The 16,017-nt window shown below is 41.0% G+C and carries 18 protein-coding genes, 1 pseudogene and 1 other annotated feature; of the genes and pseudogenes, 5 read left to right on the top strand and 14 right to left on the bottom strand.

What is annotated here, in order from left to right; all coding sequences use genetic code 11:
* Nucleotides 1-2: 2 nt before the first annotated feature.
* A complete protein-coding gene (locus HMPREF9243_RS06895) occupies nucleotides 3-821 on the bottom strand; it encodes an NAD kinase (RefSeq protein ID WP_013669620.1) in 819 nt (272 codons plus the stop codon).
* A 228-nt stretch (nucleotides 822-1,049) separates the two neighbouring features.
* On the opposite strand from HMPREF9243_RS06895, the gene HMPREF9243_RS10010 reads away from it, so the two are divergent.
* Nucleotides 1,050-1,646, top strand: coding sequence for a CYTH domain-containing protein (locus tag HMPREF9243_RS10010; protein WP_013669815.1), 597 nt, complete (start codon nucleotides 1,050-1,052; stop codon nucleotides 1,644-1,646).
* Nucleotides 1,647-1,685: 39 nt separating this feature from the next.
* Nucleotides 1,686-2,339: a DsbA family protein gene (locus HMPREF9243_RS06905; protein ID WP_013669055.1), complete on the top strand. Its 654-nt coding sequence runs from the start codon at nucleotides 1,686-1,688 to the stop codon at nucleotides 2,337-2,339.
* 142 nt (nucleotides 2,340-2,481) lie between these two features.
* On the opposite strand, the gene HMPREF9243_RS06910 is transcribed toward HMPREF9243_RS06905, so the two are convergent.
* Together HMPREF9243_RS06910 and trpS are read right to left on the bottom strand one after the other, a co-directional pair.
* The gene (locus HMPREF9243_RS06910) at nucleotides 2,482-3,528 is read right to left on the bottom strand and encodes a competence protein CoiA (protein ID WP_013669783.1); all 1,047 of its coding nucleotides are present in this window, start codon (nucleotides 3,526-3,528) and stop codon (nucleotides 2,482-2,484) included.
* Nucleotides 3,529-3,601: 73 nt separating this feature from the next.
* Nucleotides 3,602-4,590, bottom strand: a pseudogene (gene trpS, locus HMPREF9243_RS06915) (tryptophan--tRNA ligase).
* Between the two features lie 369 nt (nucleotides 4,591-4,959).
* On the opposite strand from trpS, the gene spxA reads away from it, so the two are divergent.
* Both spxA and HMPREF9243_RS10015 read left to right on the top strand, forming a co-directional pair.
* On the top strand, nucleotides 4,960-5,355 hold the full coding sequence (gene spxA, locus HMPREF9243_RS06920) for a transcriptional regulator SpxA (protein ID WP_013669487.1): 396 nt from the start codon (nucleotides 4,960-4,962) through the stop codon (nucleotides 5,353-5,355).
* 162 nt (nucleotides 5,356-5,517) lie between these two features.
* A complete protein-coding gene (locus HMPREF9243_RS10015; protein ID WP_013668685.1) occupies nucleotides 5,518-6,165 on the top strand; it encodes an adaptor protein MecA in 648 nt (215 codons plus the stop codon).
* 14 nt (nucleotides 6,166-6,179) lie between these two features.
* Here HMPREF9243_RS10015 and HMPREF9243_RS06930 read toward each other — a convergent pair whose 3' ends face one another.
* The 4 genes from HMPREF9243_RS06930 to HMPREF9243_RS06945 all read right to left on the bottom strand — a co-directional run bounded on the left by HMPREF9243_RS06930 (nucleotide 6,180) and on the right by HMPREF9243_RS06945 (nucleotide 9,513).
* Entirely contained in the window at nucleotides 6,180-6,704 is a 525-nt protein-coding gene (locus tag HMPREF9243_RS06930; RefSeq protein WP_013669719.1) for a GNAT family N-acetyltransferase, read from the bottom strand.
* 171 nt (nucleotides 6,705-6,875) lie between these two features.
* A complete protein-coding gene (locus HMPREF9243_RS06935) occupies nucleotides 6,876-7,751 on the bottom strand; it encodes a MetQ/NlpA family ABC transporter substrate-binding protein (protein WP_013669833.1) in 876 nt (291 codons plus the stop codon).
* A gap of 26 nt (nucleotides 7,752-7,777) precedes the next feature.
* Nucleotides 7,778-8,455 (bottom strand): methionine ABC transporter permease, encoded by a 678-nt coding sequence (locus HMPREF9243_RS06940; RefSeq protein WP_013669711.1) that lies wholly within the window; start codon nucleotides 8,453-8,455, stop codon nucleotides 7,778-7,780.
* 2 nt (nucleotides 8,456-8,457) lie between these two features.
* On the bottom strand, nucleotides 8,458-9,513 hold the full coding sequence (locus HMPREF9243_RS06945; RefSeq protein WP_013668742.1) for a methionine ABC transporter ATP-binding protein: 1,056 nt from the start codon (nucleotides 9,511-9,513) through the stop codon (nucleotides 8,458-8,460).
* Between the two features lie 208 nt (nucleotides 9,514-9,721).
* On the opposite strand from HMPREF9243_RS06945, the gene HMPREF9243_RS06950 reads away from it, so the two are divergent.
* Complete coding sequence (locus HMPREF9243_RS06950; RefSeq protein WP_013668903.1) at nucleotides 9,722-10,192, top strand: Dps family protein; 471 nt, start codon at nucleotides 9,722-9,724, stop codon at nucleotides 10,190-10,192.
* Between the two features lie 58 nt (nucleotides 10,193-10,250).
* Here HMPREF9243_RS06950 and rplT read toward each other — a convergent pair whose 3' ends face one another.
* The 7 genes from rplT to thrS all read right to left on the bottom strand — a co-directional run bounded on the left by rplT (nucleotide 10,251) and on the right by thrS (nucleotide 15,803).
* Nucleotides 10,251-10,610: a 50S ribosomal protein L20 gene (gene rplT / locus HMPREF9243_RS06955; protein ID WP_013669362.1), complete on the bottom strand. Its 360-nt coding sequence runs from the start codon at nucleotides 10,608-10,610 to the stop codon at nucleotides 10,251-10,253.
* A 56-nt stretch (nucleotides 10,611-10,666) separates the two neighbouring features.
* A complete protein-coding gene (rpmI, locus tag HMPREF9243_RS06960) occupies nucleotides 10,667-10,867 on the bottom strand; it encodes a 50S ribosomal protein L35 (RefSeq protein WP_041706153.1) in 201 nt (66 codons plus the stop codon).
* A gap of 17 nt (nucleotides 10,868-10,884) precedes the next feature.
* The gene (infC, locus tag HMPREF9243_RS06965) at nucleotides 10,885-11,409 is read right to left on the bottom strand and encodes a translation initiation factor IF-3 (protein ID WP_041706154.1); all 525 of its coding nucleotides are present in this window, start codon (nucleotides 11,407-11,409) and stop codon (nucleotides 10,885-10,887) included.
* Nucleotides 11,410-11,456: 47 nt separating this feature from the next.
* Nucleotides 11,457-11,597: a sequence feature (ribosomal protein L20 leader region), on the bottom strand.
* Between the two features lie 44 nt (nucleotides 11,598-11,641).
* Nucleotides 11,642-12,850, bottom strand: a complete 1,209-nt coding sequence (locus tag HMPREF9243_RS06970; RefSeq protein ID WP_013670118.1) for a M20 family metallopeptidase — start codon at nucleotides 12,848-12,850, stop codon at nucleotides 11,642-11,644.
* Nucleotides 12,851-12,878: 28 nt separating this feature from the next.
* A complete protein-coding gene (locus HMPREF9243_RS06975; protein WP_013668979.1) occupies nucleotides 12,879-13,343 on the bottom strand; it encodes an O-acetyl-ADP-ribose deacetylase in 465 nt (154 codons plus the stop codon).
* Nucleotide 13,344: 1 nt separating this feature from the next.
* Nucleotides 13,345-13,725: a GtrA family protein gene (locus HMPREF9243_RS06980; protein ID WP_013669564.1), complete on the bottom strand. Its 381-nt coding sequence runs from the start codon at nucleotides 13,723-13,725 to the stop codon at nucleotides 13,345-13,347.
* Between the two features lie 122 nt (nucleotides 13,726-13,847).
* Nucleotides 13,848-15,803 (bottom strand): threonine--tRNA ligase, encoded by a 1,956-nt coding sequence (gene thrS, locus HMPREF9243_RS06985; protein ID WP_013669850.1) that lies wholly within the window; start codon nucleotides 15,801-15,803, stop codon nucleotides 13,848-13,850.
* Between the last annotated feature and the right edge of the window lie 214 nt (nucleotides 15,804-16,017).

Raw genomic sequence — 16,017 nt, forward strand, 5'->3', positions numbered from 1 at the left:
AATTATCCTTTCTTATCGCGGTCGCCTAGGCCAATAAAGGCATTTTCCACTCGGTCCCAGAAATGCATATGACGGTACCTGGCAAAGTGAACCCGTGATTTAGCAATTCGGAACTCAATATTTTTCACTCCTTTTAGGGAAAAAGATAAGTGATCCAGGGTCATAAAGACTCCTGCTAAAAATTCATCATCCAATTTTACCCGGATCCACTCATCTCCAGCAATCAGGATAGGACTAGAGATGGTGCGGTAGACCCGGTTATTTAAAGAAGCAATCTCTGTGACTTGCAGGGTATCCAAGCGGGGATGAACCACCGCGCCTCCTAGAGACTTGTTCAAACCTGTTGACCCAGTCGGTGTCGATACACATAAGCCGTCCCCTTTAAAGAGTTCAAATTTTTCTTCCTTTATAAAGACTTCCCCAGTCATCGTCCCTTCAAAACGGCGTAAGGTCGCTTCGTTAAGCGCAATCAGGTGATTTTTTTCGCCATCAACCTTTTCTAAAGCCACTTCTAAAAGCGGGTAAGAGACACTCTCACCCGAGTCATTGAGGAGAAAATCAATAAACTGGTCCAATTCATCAACTGTCCAGTCGGTATAAAAACCTAAGTGCCCAGTATGAACGCCGACAAAACGGACATGGTCGAGCTGTTTTTCATAGTGGTGGAAGGCTTCCAATAAGGTCCCGTCCCCACCAATGGATACCACAATATCTGGATGGTCTTGGTCAATGCTGAAATCAGCCTGTTTACACGCAGAAAGCAGCCTGGCTTGGACATCCTTAGATGATTCATTGTCGTTACTTACTATTGCGATACGCATTGGTTGATTCTCCTTTTACATCCATATTATGATAAAATTTTAACTTGAAAAAATAATTCTTTTGGCCTATTTTATTAAGTAATTATATTAACTTAACTATAATCCTTACCCTACTATTAAAACATATTTTTCTTGCTTTAGGCAGCGATTACTGACTTTAAAGGCAAGTTTTTTGGCAAGCCCTTCAATGCTTGTTATAATACTTGGAGAAAAGAGGAGAGTGAATTTATGCACAAGGACATTGAAACAGAATATAAAAATATTCTCAGTCCAGAAGAATATCAAAAGCTCTTATCTTTATTTGATCTTCATTTAAATGAAGCCAAGCACCAACATAATATGTACTTTGACACCGAGTCTCTTCGCTTGAAGGCAAACCACAGTGCCTTAAGGATTCGACTCAGTGATACCTATGCCCATCTCACCTATAAGCAGTCACTGACTAGCGCCAAATCCTTGGAAGTCACTGATAAGGTCAGCCGTGAAAGTGCGCAAGCTATGATGGAGACAGGTCAGTTTCAGCCTGGAGCACACTTAAGCGACTTATTCCATGAAATTGGTTTATACGCGAGCGAATTACGACCCATTGGTCAATTTAAAACCACTCGCTTGGAAAAAAATTGGAAAAAGCAAAAGCTTGTATTAGACGCTTGCTCTTTTTACACTTACAATGATTATGAATTAGAATTAGAAATTGAGCCTGGAGAGGACGATCCAAAGCGTTATTTTAATGAATTTTTATCTAGCTATCATATTACTCGTCGGCCTTCCAAGCCAAAAATTGCCCGGATGCAATTAGATAAACCATTATATCCATTCGAATAATTTATACAGTTTGATCATCATTAATTGGGGGAGAATACAATGAAATCGGACTATAATTGTCATAGCATGGCAAAAAAACATCATAATAATCATATTTTTGAAATCTTTTTATTTGTTAATCCAATTGACCCGTTTTGTCTAGAGTTGGAAGAAGAGTTATTGCGTTTTGTTGCCCACAGTGATAAAAAAATCTACTTCCGCCTCGTCTCCTGTGTGGACCACCACTTCTTTTGGAACTATTTCAAGACTTTAGCCAAAAACAAGCAAAGCTTAGAAGAGAGAAATGAACTTTACCAATGCATGTATAAGGTGTCTTTGGGATACAAGGCCGCTCTCTGCCAAGGTAAGAAGCGAGGACGCACTTTCCTAATGACCATGCAAGAAGTCTTTGGCTGTCAAAAGAAATCTTACAGCTTAAAGCGTATGGAGAAATATGCTAAAAAGATTGGCCTTGACTTTGATATGTGGATGGAAGATCTCTATTCTAAGCAAACCCGTGAAGATGTTCTGGAGGATTTACAATTGGCCCATCAAATGGAAATTGTGAACTACCCTTCTTTAGTTATCTTTGATAACTTAAACTACCAATACGGTCTTAGAATCGAAGATGCCTTCACAGCCCAAGATCTGGAAGAATTGACCACTCAAATGTTGCCCCAAGCAGAAAAAAAATTAGCGAGCCTGCTCATTTAGAGAGAGAAAACAAGAGCCAGTCAAAGAAAAAATCACAATACCGCTCCTTAGATAAGGACAGTCTCAAATTAATCCGCCATTGAAATTAATTTGGCAACCTTTTTCCATATAAAAAGCGATCCGCAAAAACGGATCGCTTTTTTTATAGCAATTTTACCATGGCTTGACTAACCTGCCATAACCAGTTCTCATAAGCAAAGCTCAATTGGGGCCTAAAGGGACGCGGATTAAGGTAATTCAGTAAAAAAGTATAGATCTCTGAATCAAGTAAATTTTCTTCTTTAAGTAGGAAAACATAGGCAGCTAATAACCAGAGTTTTTCTTTGATATAGATAGACTCTCCCCTAAAGAAAAAACAAGTATCCGGTAAGTCGTCTAAGGACAATTTTCGAAAATAGAGCTGCTCTAGGAGCTTTTTCTCGGCCTTAAGCGGACGTTGACGAATTTTGCGCCTTAAAGACCGGGTCTCCCTTGCTTTTAACAACTGACTAATCCCGGGTCCGCTAGTCCCTTCTTGATTAAGTAAGCCAACTTGCTTGGGGTAAGAAAATAAATAGAGATAATTGTCAATACTTAAGTGATAACGGCATAAGAGATGACCATAATCGTTAAAACTTTGTATTTCAACTAAGCGAGTCTCCTCCACCCAATAAGGCAAATAAGTGCCAAAGCAGGGCAAATACTGAAAAAACGGAGCTAAACGATTTAAATTGTTTGCCGTTAAGCGTAAGTCTCTTTGTTTAGGATTGAGTAGCCACAAAACCTGCACTTTTGCTTGATGATAATCCTGCTCGCGACTGATGACAGCTTCTTTGGTCAGTAGGCTAGCCTGAAGTTCAATACTTACCACCACATCTCCTGCTTGAAAGAGGATATCTGAACGATGGTCAGGCGTGTAACTAGCGACTTCTACACGGGCCTGATAGCCCTTGGCTACTAAGATTTGCCTAATCTGCTCTTTATTATTCAAGTGCCAATGGGATTCCCGGCGCCAATATTTGAGGCTTAATTGATTATTTTGGTGGGCAAAATGTGGCTTCTTCCTTGAATGACAACGATAAACTAATTCTTGCCCGCAATTTGGGCAGTAGAAGTTCTGCTGGTTAAGGGCTAATATTTTTCTTTGAATGCGGTCATCAACCTCATAAGAACTAATCAACTGGCCATTAGCTAATTTTGCATAATACATGATTATTCCCCCTCATAGGAATATATCCGTAATCAGGGTTAAAATTAGCTGATTAATGCAGGATCAATTCTTTTTATCTAAAACCAATCGCTTTTTCAATGCGTGCTAGGGTTTGGTTAGCGACTTCATTGGCTTGTTTAGCACCGGCTGCTAAAACATCATCCAGTTCACTGCTTGCTAAGAGACGTTGATAGTCTTTTTGCATCGGTTCTAAAACGGCAATTAGCGCTTGGCTGAGGTCCTTTTTCAGTTGACCATAACCCGAATTGGCATAGGTTTTTTCTAGTTGACTAATGCTTTGGTCAGAAAAGGCTGAGAAAATATCTAATAGGTTAGAAACGCCTGGTTTATTTTCTGGATCATAGGAAATTTCTCCGCTCGAGTCCGTTACCGCACTTTTAATTTTCTTTTCAATCGTTTTCGGATCATCCAGTAAGGAAATAAAAGCTTTTTATTGTCATCTGATTTACTCATTTTCTTGCTTGGATCTTGTAAACTCATAATCCGCCCACCTGCCTTCGGTGTATAGATGTCTGGTTTAACCAATAGCTTTTCTTCCTTAGTGCCGAAGCGGTTATTGAAACGGTCGACAAAATTACGAGTCAATTCCATATGTTGCTTTTGGTCTTCACCTACCGGTACCAAGTCAGCGTCATAAAGCACAATGTCAGCCACCATCAAAGCGGGATAGCCTAAAAGGCCGGCAAAAATATTGTCTTGCTTTTGCGCCTTGTCCTTAAACTGAGTCATCCGTTCCAATTCCCCTAGTGGAGTCAGACATTGGACAATCCAAGCTGCTTGAGCGTGGGCTGGAACCTGACTTTGGATAAAGATAGCCGATTTGTTAGGATCAACCCCTAAGGCTAGGTATAAGGCCGCCAAAGATCTGGTATTCTTTCTTAAAGTCTCTGGATCTTGGGCAACAGTGATGGCATGTTCATTGACCACACAATAATAAGTGTCAAATTGATCCTGTAAATCGACAAATTGCTTTAAGGCACCCACGTAATTACCAATGGTTGGCGTGCCGCTTGGTTGTACCCCGGAAAAAATTCGTTTCATGAAAAGAAAACCTCCTCTAATTTTCCCTATTATATCACGAACCTGATCGGATAGACGGTATAAGTAATAAATTCACGAAGTCTTTTTTAATCGAGCTGGTGATTTTTTCGCTTATAAATAGTAAAAATAGCTTTCTCAAACAGAGTTTTACTCTGTGTTATATTTTATAAGTTAAAAAATCAGAAATTGATCAAACAAAGGTCAAATAGCGACTATATTGAAATACCTAGTTCCATATTGCTTATTTTATCACAAGCTTCACTAAGTTTTGCTCATTTATTTTTAAAAAAGAACTAGTATACGGTTCACTTTTATGATATACTGTGTATGTATACGGAACACAAGTCAAACCTTAAAGGAGAAATTGACATGGTTAAATTATATACTTCCCCTAGTTGTACTTCTTGCCGCAAAGCTCGGGCTTGGCTAGAAGAACACAACATTGCCTATGTGGAACGTAATATATTCCAAGAACCTCTAAGCCGCGATGAGATTAAAGAAATCTTAAGAATGACAGAAGATGGTACTGAAGAGATTATTTCTACGCGTTCAAAAGCCTTTCAAGAATTACATATTGATTTAAATGAAATCAGTTTAAATGAATTATTCGATCTTATCCAAGAAAACCCAGGACTATTGCGTCGACCAATCATTATGGACGAAAAACGTCTGCAAGTAGGCTATAATGAAGATGAAATTCGTCGCTTCTTGCCAAGAGAAGTAAGAACGATCGAACTTCACGAAGCTTTAAGAAAAATGGGATAAGATCCCTTACTTTTTAAATCGATGGCATGTTCATCCTCTAGCTTTTTGAATGGAGGGTGGAGGTGCCCTTTTTTCATTTTAGATGATTTATGGTAAAATAATCGTTGAAACAAAATATGCTTAAAGAAAAGATAATCACTAAATATTCGGAGGTGATTTGTGATGGAAATGGAGTATCTTAACGATAATACCATGCGCGTATTCATTGCCAAAGATGATCTCGAATCGCGCGGAATTACCCTCTTAGACCTCATGAAAGATCAAAGCCAAGTTGAAAACTTCTTTATGAGTATCTTAGAAGAAGCAGATGTTTCAAAGCGTTTTCAAGATTCAGAAGCTTTAACTTTCCAAGTCCTTCCTAAAAATGGCGGTATCGACCTCTATATTAGTAAAGCCACAGCAGATGGCCAATATATGGACAAGGATGGCTTGGAAAATCTACTTGAAAATATTACACAAAATATGAGTTCCGAGGAGGAAAACTCCTCTACAAACCCTAGTGAAGCAGACACAAAGGGAGGTCGACCTGAATTTGCTTTAGCCTTTAAGTCCTGGGACCAAGTCCTGACTTTTCTGAAATCCTACCAAGTGGATGAAGCCAGCCTAGAAGTCTATGTCTACCAAGATCTTTTTCAAGTGATTATAAGATTTGAAAAAGAAGACCTAACCCAGGCTAGACAAGCAGATCTGACTAGCTATGCTTTAGAGTTTGGTCATCTGAGTCCCTTTGCTCCTGCTCTACTCCGCGAGCATGGCCAATTATTAATTCATCCAGAATCAATTAACCAGGTCGCTCAATTATTCCAATAAAAAAATCCAGCTCATCAGCTGGATTTTTTTATTGGAATAATTTTCTCGTAGGCATAGCGTCTGCCACTACCCGCTAATTCAATCTCTCCTAAGTACTGATAACCGGCTTTTAAGATAATCTTCTGCATGCCAAGGTTATCGGGATGGGTATCAATTCTTAAGTCATTAATCTTTAAGTGATCGGCTAAGTCTTCAAAGGCTTGAAATAAGGCCCAACTAAGCCCCTGACCGCGGTACTTAGTCGCCAAGGCCACCCGATGAAAAGCTAGGTAGTCTCCCTGGCCCTGCCAAATTGAATAGTTGTCATAATCCCTGTCTATAGGCCTGGCAATAAAAAATCCGACCACATCCCCTTCGATTAAGCCTAAATACGCGTTTTTTCCTTCAATATCTTTTAATAGGCTGTCCGCTTGGTAGACGGTTGGATCTTGCCATTGATCAATATTTTGTTGGCGTAAATAGGCCGCTCCCGCCTTAATAATCGCCTGTATAGCTGGTAAATCTTCACTCTGAGCTAAGCGAATTCGCATTTTTTCCATCCTAATTCCTCCCGGTAAGAAGTTCATTACCACTTTACCATAAAGTCCATTTGCATGAGTAATAAAAATTCTTTAGCTCAAAATAAAAAAGCTTCCATCCACAGATATTTCTAAAGTCTCATGTGGATAGAAGCTTTTAATGCTTAGTAGGTAATCGTTAAGAAGTTAGGACTATTTTTGCCCTTCTTCTTGAAGTTTATGGAAGTCTTCTTCTGGTTGATCATTGTCGGTCCAGGCTTTTTGGTCAGCGTTACCAGAGATTTCTTTAATTTTCTTCTCAACGTCTTCACTTTGGTAGGCTTTGACAATCTTCTTATAAATTTCATTATCTTTATTTTCAGATTTCACTGCAATAATATTCTTATATTGAGTTCCTAAATTATCAAGGTCATCGGTATCAGAGAAAATACCATCATTAGGATCAAAACCAGCTGAAACCGCGTAATTGGTATTAGCAACAATAGCGTCAGAGTCTTTCAAGGCACGTGGCACTTGGGCAGCATCCATTTCAACCAGCTCAATATTTTTAGGATTCGAGGTAATATCATTAACAGTAGGAGTAATCCCTGCATTATCGTCGATTTCTAAGACACCAGCTTGTTCTAATAAGAGTAAGGCCCGGCCCCCATTAGTAGCGTCATTAGGGATAGCTACTTTAGCATTTTGAGGAAGGTCTTTAAGGTCTTTAACCGTATCGGAGTAGACCACCATGGCTGAAATATAAGTATAACCAATCGGCACTAAGTCAGCATTATTGTTCTTATTATAGTCCAATAAATAAGCCACATGTTGCATAGCATTCATGTCAATTTCGCCTTCTTGAACGGCCCGGTTAGGTTGCACATAATCAGAAAATAGTTGAACTTTTAAGTCAATATTTTCATCTTTCAATTTTTCAGAGACTTCGGTCCAAATCTTTTCTTCATTTTCACCAGCAACCCCAACAGTGACAGTACCGCCCTCTTCTGGCGCTTTGGCTTCTTTTGAACAGCCTCCTAGTAATAATAAGGATAGGGCTGAGGCTAAAACAACATTCCATTTCTTCATAAAAATTCTCCCCTTTTATAATTCCTTTAATGTTCGAAATGTTTTACTAAACGGTCAGCAACAGCTTGACTGATGAAGACCATAATTAAAATCAATAAGGTAGCAACTAGGATTACATCATTTTGGTAGCGTTGATAACCACGGTTAATGGCTAAGTCACCAAGACCTCCACCACCAACGACACCTGCCATGGCGGTTAAGCCAATCACATTAATAACGGTGAGGGCAGATACCCGAATCAAACCTGGGATAGCTTCTTTCAAGTAAACCCGGGTAACAATTTCACTTGTTGTAGATCCCATGGCTAGGGCTGCTTCTATGACACCAGGATCAATTTCTAATAAGGCGTTTTGGACTTGACGGGCATAGAAAGGAATCGTCCCCACAATTAAGGGAACCAGGGCTCCTGCTGTCCCGATGGCTGTCCCCATAATTAGGCGGGTAAAGCCCCCTAAAAGTGCTATTAAAATAACGAAGGGAATCGACCGACCGATGTTAACAACCTTATCTAAGACATTATAAACTGCCTTATTTTCTTTAAGACCTCCTGGCATATAGAGAACTAGGAAGACGCCGATCACTAAACCAATAGCAAAGGCAAAGAGGCAGGTAATAACCGTCATAAATAAGGTTTCCCAAGTGGCTTCAACGAATTGGTCGGAAATAGCTACCACATTTGGCATGATTTTTTCTAAGAATTCCATGCTTATTTATCCCCCTTCTCTATATGATCGAACGCATACTCCTTAGTATGAGACCCACTGCTATGGACAAAGTTAATGGCTTCTTGGACTCGGCTAGGTTCTCCATTTAAGGAAATCAGAAGCGTCCCCACCGGCGTTCCTTGAAGAATTTCAATATTGGCATAAAGGATATTAGCTAATAAATCATACTTCTTAGTCAAGGAGGCAATCAAAGGCTCCCCAGTAGAAGCTCCGGTAAAGTCAATCCGTAAGAGGCGGTCACCGGGCTCAATATTTAATAAATCAGGGTTGGCCAGGATGGTTTCAATGCCTTTTTCGGTCGGACTAGCTGAACTAATAAAGTCTTGGGTTAATTCTTCATGCGGATTTGAGAAGATATTTAAAATACTGTCTTGTTCAACCACTGAGCCAGCTTCCATAACCGCTACCCGGTCACAGATTTGTTTGATAACAGCCATTTCATGGGTAATAATGACAATGGTAATTCCCAATTCGCGGTTAACTTGCTTGAGCAAGTCTAAGATTTGGCTAGTTGTCTTAGGGTCTAAGGCACTGGTAGCTTCATCACAGAGAAGGACATGGGGATCATTGGCCAAGGCCCGCGCAATAGCGACTCTTTGCTTTTGACCACCGGATAATTGACTAGGATAAGAATCCCCCCGGTTACCCAAGCCTACCAGGTCCAGTAAGTGTTGGACTTTCTTTTGACTTTCTTCTTTAGATAAGCCGGACCCCTTTAAGGGATAGGCAACATTTTCGGCAACTGTCCGGGATTTCATTAAGTTAAAATGTTGGAAAATCATTCCAATTTTTTTACGGGCTAGACGTAGATCTTTTTCAGATAGGGCTGTAATTTCTTGACCATTAACAAAAACCTGTCCACTACTTGGTCTTTGCAGGCAATTAATGGTTCTGACTAAGGTACTTTTTCCAGCGCCAGAGTAGCCAATCACACCGAAGATTTCTCCTGATTGGATGGATAAGGACACATCCTTAACGGCATGAACGGCTTTATCATCACTCTCAAAAGTAACGGATACATTTTTTAATTCAATCAAAACGACCGCCTACCTTTCTATCACTTTCATAAACACTATTCTAACATTTTTTTGCCTTTTCAGCATGGCTTCTATTATATTACACTTGATCGCTTTTATCGATAACAAATTTGAATTGCCCACAGGTCTCTTACTTTACTTTCAAAAACATTAATTTTATAATTATTCTAAAGTAGAAAGTAATGCTAGAGAAAGGATATGATACATAATGGCATACACAGAAACAAAAAAAGCACTTAATCAATTAGTTGCTGACCTGGTTCAAGCCCACACCGTTATCCATCAAATTCACTGGTATATGCGTGGGGAAGGTTTTCTTTTCTATCATCCAAAACTCGATAGCTTTATGGATGATATTCTTGAACAGCTCGATGTTGTTTCTGAACGTATAATTACTATCGATGGTTCCCCCTTCTCAACCCTTAAAGAATTTTCTGACCACACCCGTATTCCCGACCATAAGGGCGAGTGGAATACCAGTATCCAAGAAGATATGCATCGGGTTGCTGATGTTATCCGCATCTTAGCAGACGACTATCAATTAGGGGTCGATGCAGCAAGTAAGGAGGGTGATGTCGCTAGTGAGGACATCTGTACTGGCTACCTCCGTGACGCTCAAAAAACCCTATGGATGGTGGAAGCGGAACTGGGCCAAGCCCCTAATATTGACAAAGACTAAGGCCAATAAAATTTACTTATAAACATAAAAAGGACCGCTGTGGGTCCTTTTTTAACACTTATTTTTCAAGTGCAGCCTTGGCTTGGTCACAGATTGCAGTGAAAGCTTCAGCATCGTTAACAGCGATATCTGCTAACATTTTACGATTGATATCCACGTTAGCTTGGTGTAAACCGTTCATTAAACGGCTATAGCTTAAGCCATTTAAACGTGCAGCCGCATTAATACGGGTAATCCATAAACGACGGAAGTCACGTTTTCTTTGACGACGGTCACGGTAAGCGTATGAATAAGATTTCATAACCGCTTGTTTAGCTACTTTATAGTTGGTTGATTTGCTACCAAAGTAACCTTTTGCTAATTTTAAATATTTTTTACGACGACGGCGTGTAACCGTTCCACCTTTAACACGTGCCATGTTATTCCTCCTTGATTATACTTAGTTCTCTATCTATGCGTCCTGCTTAACTGATCTTACTTGTAAGTGTCAAGCATTTGTTTAATACGTCTTTGGTCGGAAACATGCACCATTGCTGGTTGTTTGTGTTGACGACGTTGTTTCTTGGTTTTACCGTGAAAACGGTGTGAACGTTCTGAATGGCTACGTTTTAATTTTCCTGATGCAGTACGTTTAAAACGTTTAGCTGACGCACGATGTGTTTTTTGTTTTGGCATAATATATCCTCCTGAAATTAATCTTCTTTTGGTGCTAATTGTAGTTGCATAGAGCGTCCTTCCATCTTAGGTTTTTGCTCTACAGTAGCTACATCAGCAAGTTCGCTGGCAAAGCGTTCCAAAACCTCGCGACCTAAATCTTTATGGGTAATGGCGCGACCTCTAAAGCGAATAGAAACCTTCACCTTGTCCCCTTTATCAATGAATTTCTTTCCTTGACGTACTTTAGTTTGAAAGTCGTTTTCATCAATCGTTGGGCTTAAACGGATTTCTTTCACTTGAATCGTCTTTTGATTTTTACGTTGTTCACGCGCTTTACGTTGCTGTTGATAACGATATTTACCATAATCCATAATCCGAGCAACAGGCGGCTTAGCATTAGGTGAGACCAGAACTAAATCGAGTCCTGCTTCCTCAGCCCGCTCTAAGGCATCTCTTTTTGAAATAACCCCTAGCTGTTCTCCTTCTGGATCGATAACGCGTAATTCTTTTGCACGAATATCTTCATTAGTAAATAATTCGTTAAATTTATTCTTAGCGATATACCTTCACCTCCGAATGTTAAAGTGACAACAATAAATGAGATTTCGGCATAGAAAAACGGCGAATATAAAACACTATACCCGCCGTACTTGCACAATAGTCCCTGGGGACCATGTGTCACTGTATCTATCGGCCCGAGGACGTCCTTGTCAACTCAGGCGAGAAACGGGTGTTTCTGCTTCTTTTCTCAACTTTTATAGATTACTATAAAGCTTTCACCTTGTCAAGACATTATTCTTTAATTTGTGCTTTAAAGGCTTCTTTCACTTTTAAGAGCAGGTCAGGATCCTGATCAAGTTCAATAGCTAAAGCGACAAAGGCTTCCACGGCTCGCTTAAGTTGCTGGTGGGCTTCCGAACTATCAGCAACTTGGAGAAACCCTTCTTCATGAACGAAAACCTTACCCTGACCAACGCCCACATTGCCATAAAAAGTTGGGCAAGCATAGCTCACATTGCCAATATCAGTAGACCCAGGTTTTTCCTCTTCCTCACTAATATCGTCAAAACCACTCAGGCGCATGTGATCTTCCATGCGGTCGGCCAAGACTGGATTAACTAAGAGGTCATAGAATTCATTTTCTGGATAGCTGATTTCCAATTGACAGCCTGTCATCAAGGCTGCGCCGCGGGCACAATTAATGACCCGATCCATAGCATGACGATAAGTGGCTAATTTAGGTGCCCGCACATAGAAGAAAGCCGTCGCCGATTCAGGAATAACATTGGCGGCCTGGCCCCCTTCTTTAATAATGCCATGGATGCGAACATCACTGGGCAGTTGTTGCCTGAGGTAAGAGACCCCGGTAAAGGTCAAGTTGACAGCATCCAAGGCGTTGATTCCCAATTCGGGACTCATGGCGGCATGGGCGGCCCGACCGATAAAGTGAAAGTTGACGGCATTCATGGCTAGGGCACTAGCCTTGAGGTTGGTACTTTCATAGAGGTGCATCTGCATACAGGTATCAATATCATCAAAAGCCCCGCTCCGAGCTAAATCGACCTTGCGGCCAAAATTTTCTTCCGCTGGCGTACCAATCACGACCACCGTTCCTTGGAAGAACTCCTTCATTTGACTTAAGACAATTCCTGCCCCTACTGTCGAAGCCGAGATCCAATTGTGGCCACAGGCGTGACCTGGTTTTTTATCGGGTCCGAAACCCGGCAAGGCATCATATTCCGCTAAAAAGGCAATCTTTGGCCCATCTCCCAAGCAAAATTCTGCTCGGAAGGCGGTTTCAATCCCCTGATAGGCTCGGTCTACCTGAAAACCAGCTTCTTGGAGGAGCTTGGCGAGATAGTCCGAAGAGACGTATTCCTGGTCGCCTAATTCTGGATGTTGGAAAATGAACTGACTGATATCAAGAATTTGCGGAAAATTTGCTTTAACTTTTTGTCGCACATGATCATGAAGGGCGGTGATTTTTTGCTCATCTTTCATTAATGCTTTACCTTCTCTCTGTTAGTTATTAGGGATAGAGGACAAGAAAGACGTCGAGGTCTTTGGGATAAGTGGCTAAAAAGCTTTGAATGGTACTTTTTGCTACTGACAAGGCTTGGTCCTTGGGATAGCCATATACCCCAGCGGATATTAAAGGAAAGGCCAGCGACTTTACCGGGATACTAGCAGCTAGCTGGAGAGACTCTAGGTAGCAAGAAGTTAATAGGGCTTCTTCTTTCTGGTCGCCTCCCTGCCAAACTGGGCCTACCGTGTGAATAACATAATCAGCGGGTAATTGATAGCCGCGGGTTAATTTGGCCTGACCAGTTGGACAGCCCCCTAATTGCTTGCATTCAGCCAAAAGTTCAGGGCCAGCCGCCTGGTGAATGGCCCCATCGACGCCTCCACCTCCTAGCAGGGAGGAGTTGGCTGCATTGACAATGGCTTCTACTTCCACTTGGGTAATATCCCCATGAACGATTTGAAATGTCATATCACTGCTCGCTTTCTAATAATGCTTTTCGGCTAAGAAAATTATAAACCATGACCACAAGAATTCCAGCTAATTTAGCCAGATGGGCGTCCAGGCTTAGTTGCTCTATCAGTAGGTATAAGATCAGTTCTTGAATCAGCAAGCCTGAAAGAGCTAAGACTAAAAACAGGAGAAATTCCCGCCAACGCTCCTCCTTAGAAAAGCTAGACTGAAAGACAAAGTGCATACTGGCCCAATAGTTAAAGACTAAGGAAAGCATAAAGGCACACAAATTAGCTCCTAAGTAATGGACTTGACAGCTGATTAATAAGCTAAAGACGATAAAATCAAGAAGCGTGCTTAGCCCACCTACCAGGATAAAGCGCATAATTTGCCTGATCATCTTTTCCCACCCACTTTTCTTTTTAGAGGTCACTTGCGTTTAACTGATAAAAAACGTGCCAGCTTTAAGCTAATTGGTCACTAGATCATTAGCTTAAAAGGCTAAGCACGTTGTCAAGTTAACTAGTCTTTTACACCATAACTATCAATTTCTGCATGGATCATGTTGATGAATTCATCTAAGTCCACAGTTTCTGTTTTCTTAGAGCCATAACGACGAACAGTTACCGTGCCATTTTCAATTTCATTGTCACCAAAGACTAATTGATAAGGCACTTTACGGGTTTGGGCTTCACGAATCTTGTAACCCATTTTTTCATTCCGGTCATCAACCTCAATCCGCAAACCTTCACTACGCATACGGTTAGCCACTTGGTAGACATAATCCGCATGTTGGTTTTCATTCACTGGAATTAAGATGGCTTGTTGTGGAGCTAACCAAGTTGGGAAGGCACCCTTATATTCTTCAATTAAGTAAGCTACAAAACGTTCCATAGTGGAAACAATTCCCCGGTGGATCATCACAGGACGGTGGGTATTTTGACCATCTTCACCGACATAGGTCACATCGAATTTTTCCGGTAGGAGGAAGTCTAATTGGATGGTTGAAAGGGTTTCCTCATTGCCAAGAGCGGTTTTCACTTGGACATCCAACTTAGGCCCGTAGAAGGCCGCTTCTCCTTCGGCTTCAAAGTAGTCCAAGCCTAATTCATCCATAGCTTCCTTTAACATGGATTGGGCTTTTTCCCACATTTCATCATCATCGAAGTATTTCTTGGTATCTTTAGGGTCGCGGTAGCTTAAACGATAGCGATAGTCAGTAATATTGAAGTCATGGTAAGCATCTTGCATGAAGCGTAAAATGCTCTTGAATTCGTCCTTAATTTGGTCTAAACGCACAAAGATATGGGAGTCGTTCAGGGTCATTTCTCTTACCCGTTGCAAGCCGGATAGAGCACCTGATTTTTCATAACGGTGCATCATCCCTAGTTCAGCAATACGGATAGGTAATTCCCGGTAAGAATGCACCTTATTTTGGTAAACTCGGATGTGGTGAGGGCAGTTCATTGGACGTAAGACAAAGCTTTCACCATCTTCAAAATCCATGGTTGGAAACATGTCGTCACTATAATGGTCCCAGTGTCCAGACGTCTTGTATAAGTCTACATCAGCCATGATTGGGGTATAGACGTGTTGGTAACCGGCTTGAACTTCCTTGTCGACAATATAGCGTTCAACTTGACGGCGAATGGTTGCTCCGTTTGGTAACCAGAATGGCAGACCTTGTCCAGTTTTAGGATCAATCATAAAGAGGTCTAATTCTTTACCAATTTTACGGTGGTCACGTTCTTTAGCTTCTTCGCGACGTTTAAGATCCTCTTTAAGGTCTTTTTCATTGAAGTAACTGGTCCCATAAACCCTTTGCATCATGGCATTGTCAGAATTCCCTCGCCAGTAAGCTCCTGCTAAGGAAAGTAATTTAAAGTGTTTAATATAGCCTGTTGAAGGAACATGACCGCCCCGGCAGAGGTCAGTAAATTCTCCTTGGCTATAGGTGGTAAGGGTGGCATCTTCAGGTAAATCAGCAATAATTTCTAACTTATAAGGGTCATTTTTAAAGATTTCCTTGGCTTCTTCACGGCTTACTTCCTTACCTACCACTGGGTAGTCTTCTTTAACGATCTTTTCCATCTCAGCTTCAACCCGTGGCAAGTCTTCCTCACTCACTTGTTGGCCTTGACCATTATCAGTGTCATAGTAGAAGCCATTTTCGATGGCTGGCCCTACTCCAAATTTAATGTCAGGATAGAGACGGCGCAAAGCTTGAGCCAGTAAGTGGGCGCTGGAATGGCGGAGAATATCTAAGGCTTCTTGTTCAGTTTCTTTATTCTTAGGATCGATTAAACGAATGCTGCCATCACTTTCAATCGCTTCATCTAAGCCCTTTAATTCATCATTTAAAGTGTAAGCAACCACCCGTTTAGCTAAAGAATTGCTAATGGATTTAGCCACATCGCGGCCACTCACACCGGCTTCAAATTCCTTTACACTTTGATCAGGAAAAGTTAACTGTATCATTTTATCAAATTCCTCCTATAAAAAAATCCCTTCTGAGCATGCTCAGAAGGGACGATTACTAATTCATATCGTGGTTCCACCCTAGTTTACACCTATAGTGTCTCTAGTACGCTGATAACGTTGCGCTAACGTCATATAGAAAGTCTAAGAAGTGGTATCCTATAAAACCTGTCAGGCATTTGCACCATCTAGCCTGTCTCTCCTACAAGTTGAT

This window comes from Aerococcus sp. Group 1, assembly GCF_000193205.1.
In the GTDB taxonomy this organism is placed as follows: domain Bacteria; phylum Bacillota; class Bacilli; order Lactobacillales; family Aerococcaceae; genus Aerococcus; species Aerococcus urinae_A.

Excerpts from the sequence above, each read along its gene's own strand:
- HMPREF9243_RS06895 (WP_013669620.1), bottom strand. The coding sequence starts at position 821 with ATGCGTATCGCAATAGTAAGTAACGACAATGAATCATCTAAGGATGTC.
- HMPREF9243_RS10010 (WP_013669815.1), top strand. The coding sequence starts at position 1,050 with ATGCACAAGGACATTGAAACAGAATATAAAAATATTCTCAGTCCAGAA.
- HMPREF9243_RS06905 (WP_013669055.1), top strand. The coding sequence starts at position 1,686 with ATGAAATCGGACTATAATTGTCATAGCATGGCAAAAAAACATCATAAT.
- HMPREF9243_RS06910 (WP_013669783.1), bottom strand. The coding sequence starts at position 3,528 with ATGTATTATGCAAAATTAGCTAATGGCCAGTTGATTAGTTCTTATGAG.
- spxA (WP_013669487.1), top strand. The coding sequence starts at position 4,960 with ATGGTTAAATTATATACTTCCCCTAGTTGTACTTCTTGCCGCAAAGCT.
- HMPREF9243_RS10015 (WP_013668685.1), top strand. The coding sequence starts at position 5,518 with ATGGAAATGGAGTATCTTAACGATAATACCATGCGCGTATTCATTGCC.
- HMPREF9243_RS06930 (WP_013669719.1), bottom strand. The coding sequence starts at position 6,704 with ATGGAAAAAATGCGAATTCGCTTAGCTCAGAGTGAAGATTTACCAGCT.
- HMPREF9243_RS06935 (WP_013669833.1), bottom strand. The coding sequence starts at position 7,751 with ATGAAGAAATGGAATGTTGTTTTAGCCTCAGCCCTATCCTTATTATTA.
- HMPREF9243_RS06940 (WP_013669711.1), bottom strand. The coding sequence starts at position 8,455 with ATGGAATTCTTAGAAAAAATCATGCCAAATGTGGTAGCTATTTCCGAC.
- HMPREF9243_RS06950 (WP_013668903.1), top strand. The coding sequence starts at position 9,722 with ATGGCATACACAGAAACAAAAAAAGCACTTAATCAATTAGTTGCTGAC.
- rplT (WP_013669362.1), bottom strand. The coding sequence starts at position 10,610 with ATGGCACGTGTTAAAGGTGGAACGGTTACACGCCGTCGTCGTAAAAAA.
- rpmI (WP_041706153.1), bottom strand. The coding sequence starts at position 10,867 with ATGCCAAAACAAAAAACACATCGTGCGTCAGCTAAACGTTTTAAACGT.
- HMPREF9243_RS06970 (WP_013670118.1), bottom strand. The coding sequence starts at position 12,850 with ATGAAAGATGAGCAAAAAATCACCGCCCTTCATGATCATGTGCGACAA.
- HMPREF9243_RS06975 (WP_013668979.1), bottom strand. The coding sequence starts at position 13,343 with ATGACATTTCAAATCGTTCATGGGGATATTACCCAAGTGGAAGTAGAA.
- HMPREF9243_RS06980 (WP_013669564.1), bottom strand. The coding sequence starts at position 13,725 with ATGATCAGGCAAATTATGCGCTTTATCCTGGTAGGTGGGCTAAGCACG.
- thrS (WP_013669850.1), bottom strand. The coding sequence starts at position 15,803 with ATGATACAGTTAACTTTTCCTGATCAAAGTGTAAAGGAATTTGAAGCC.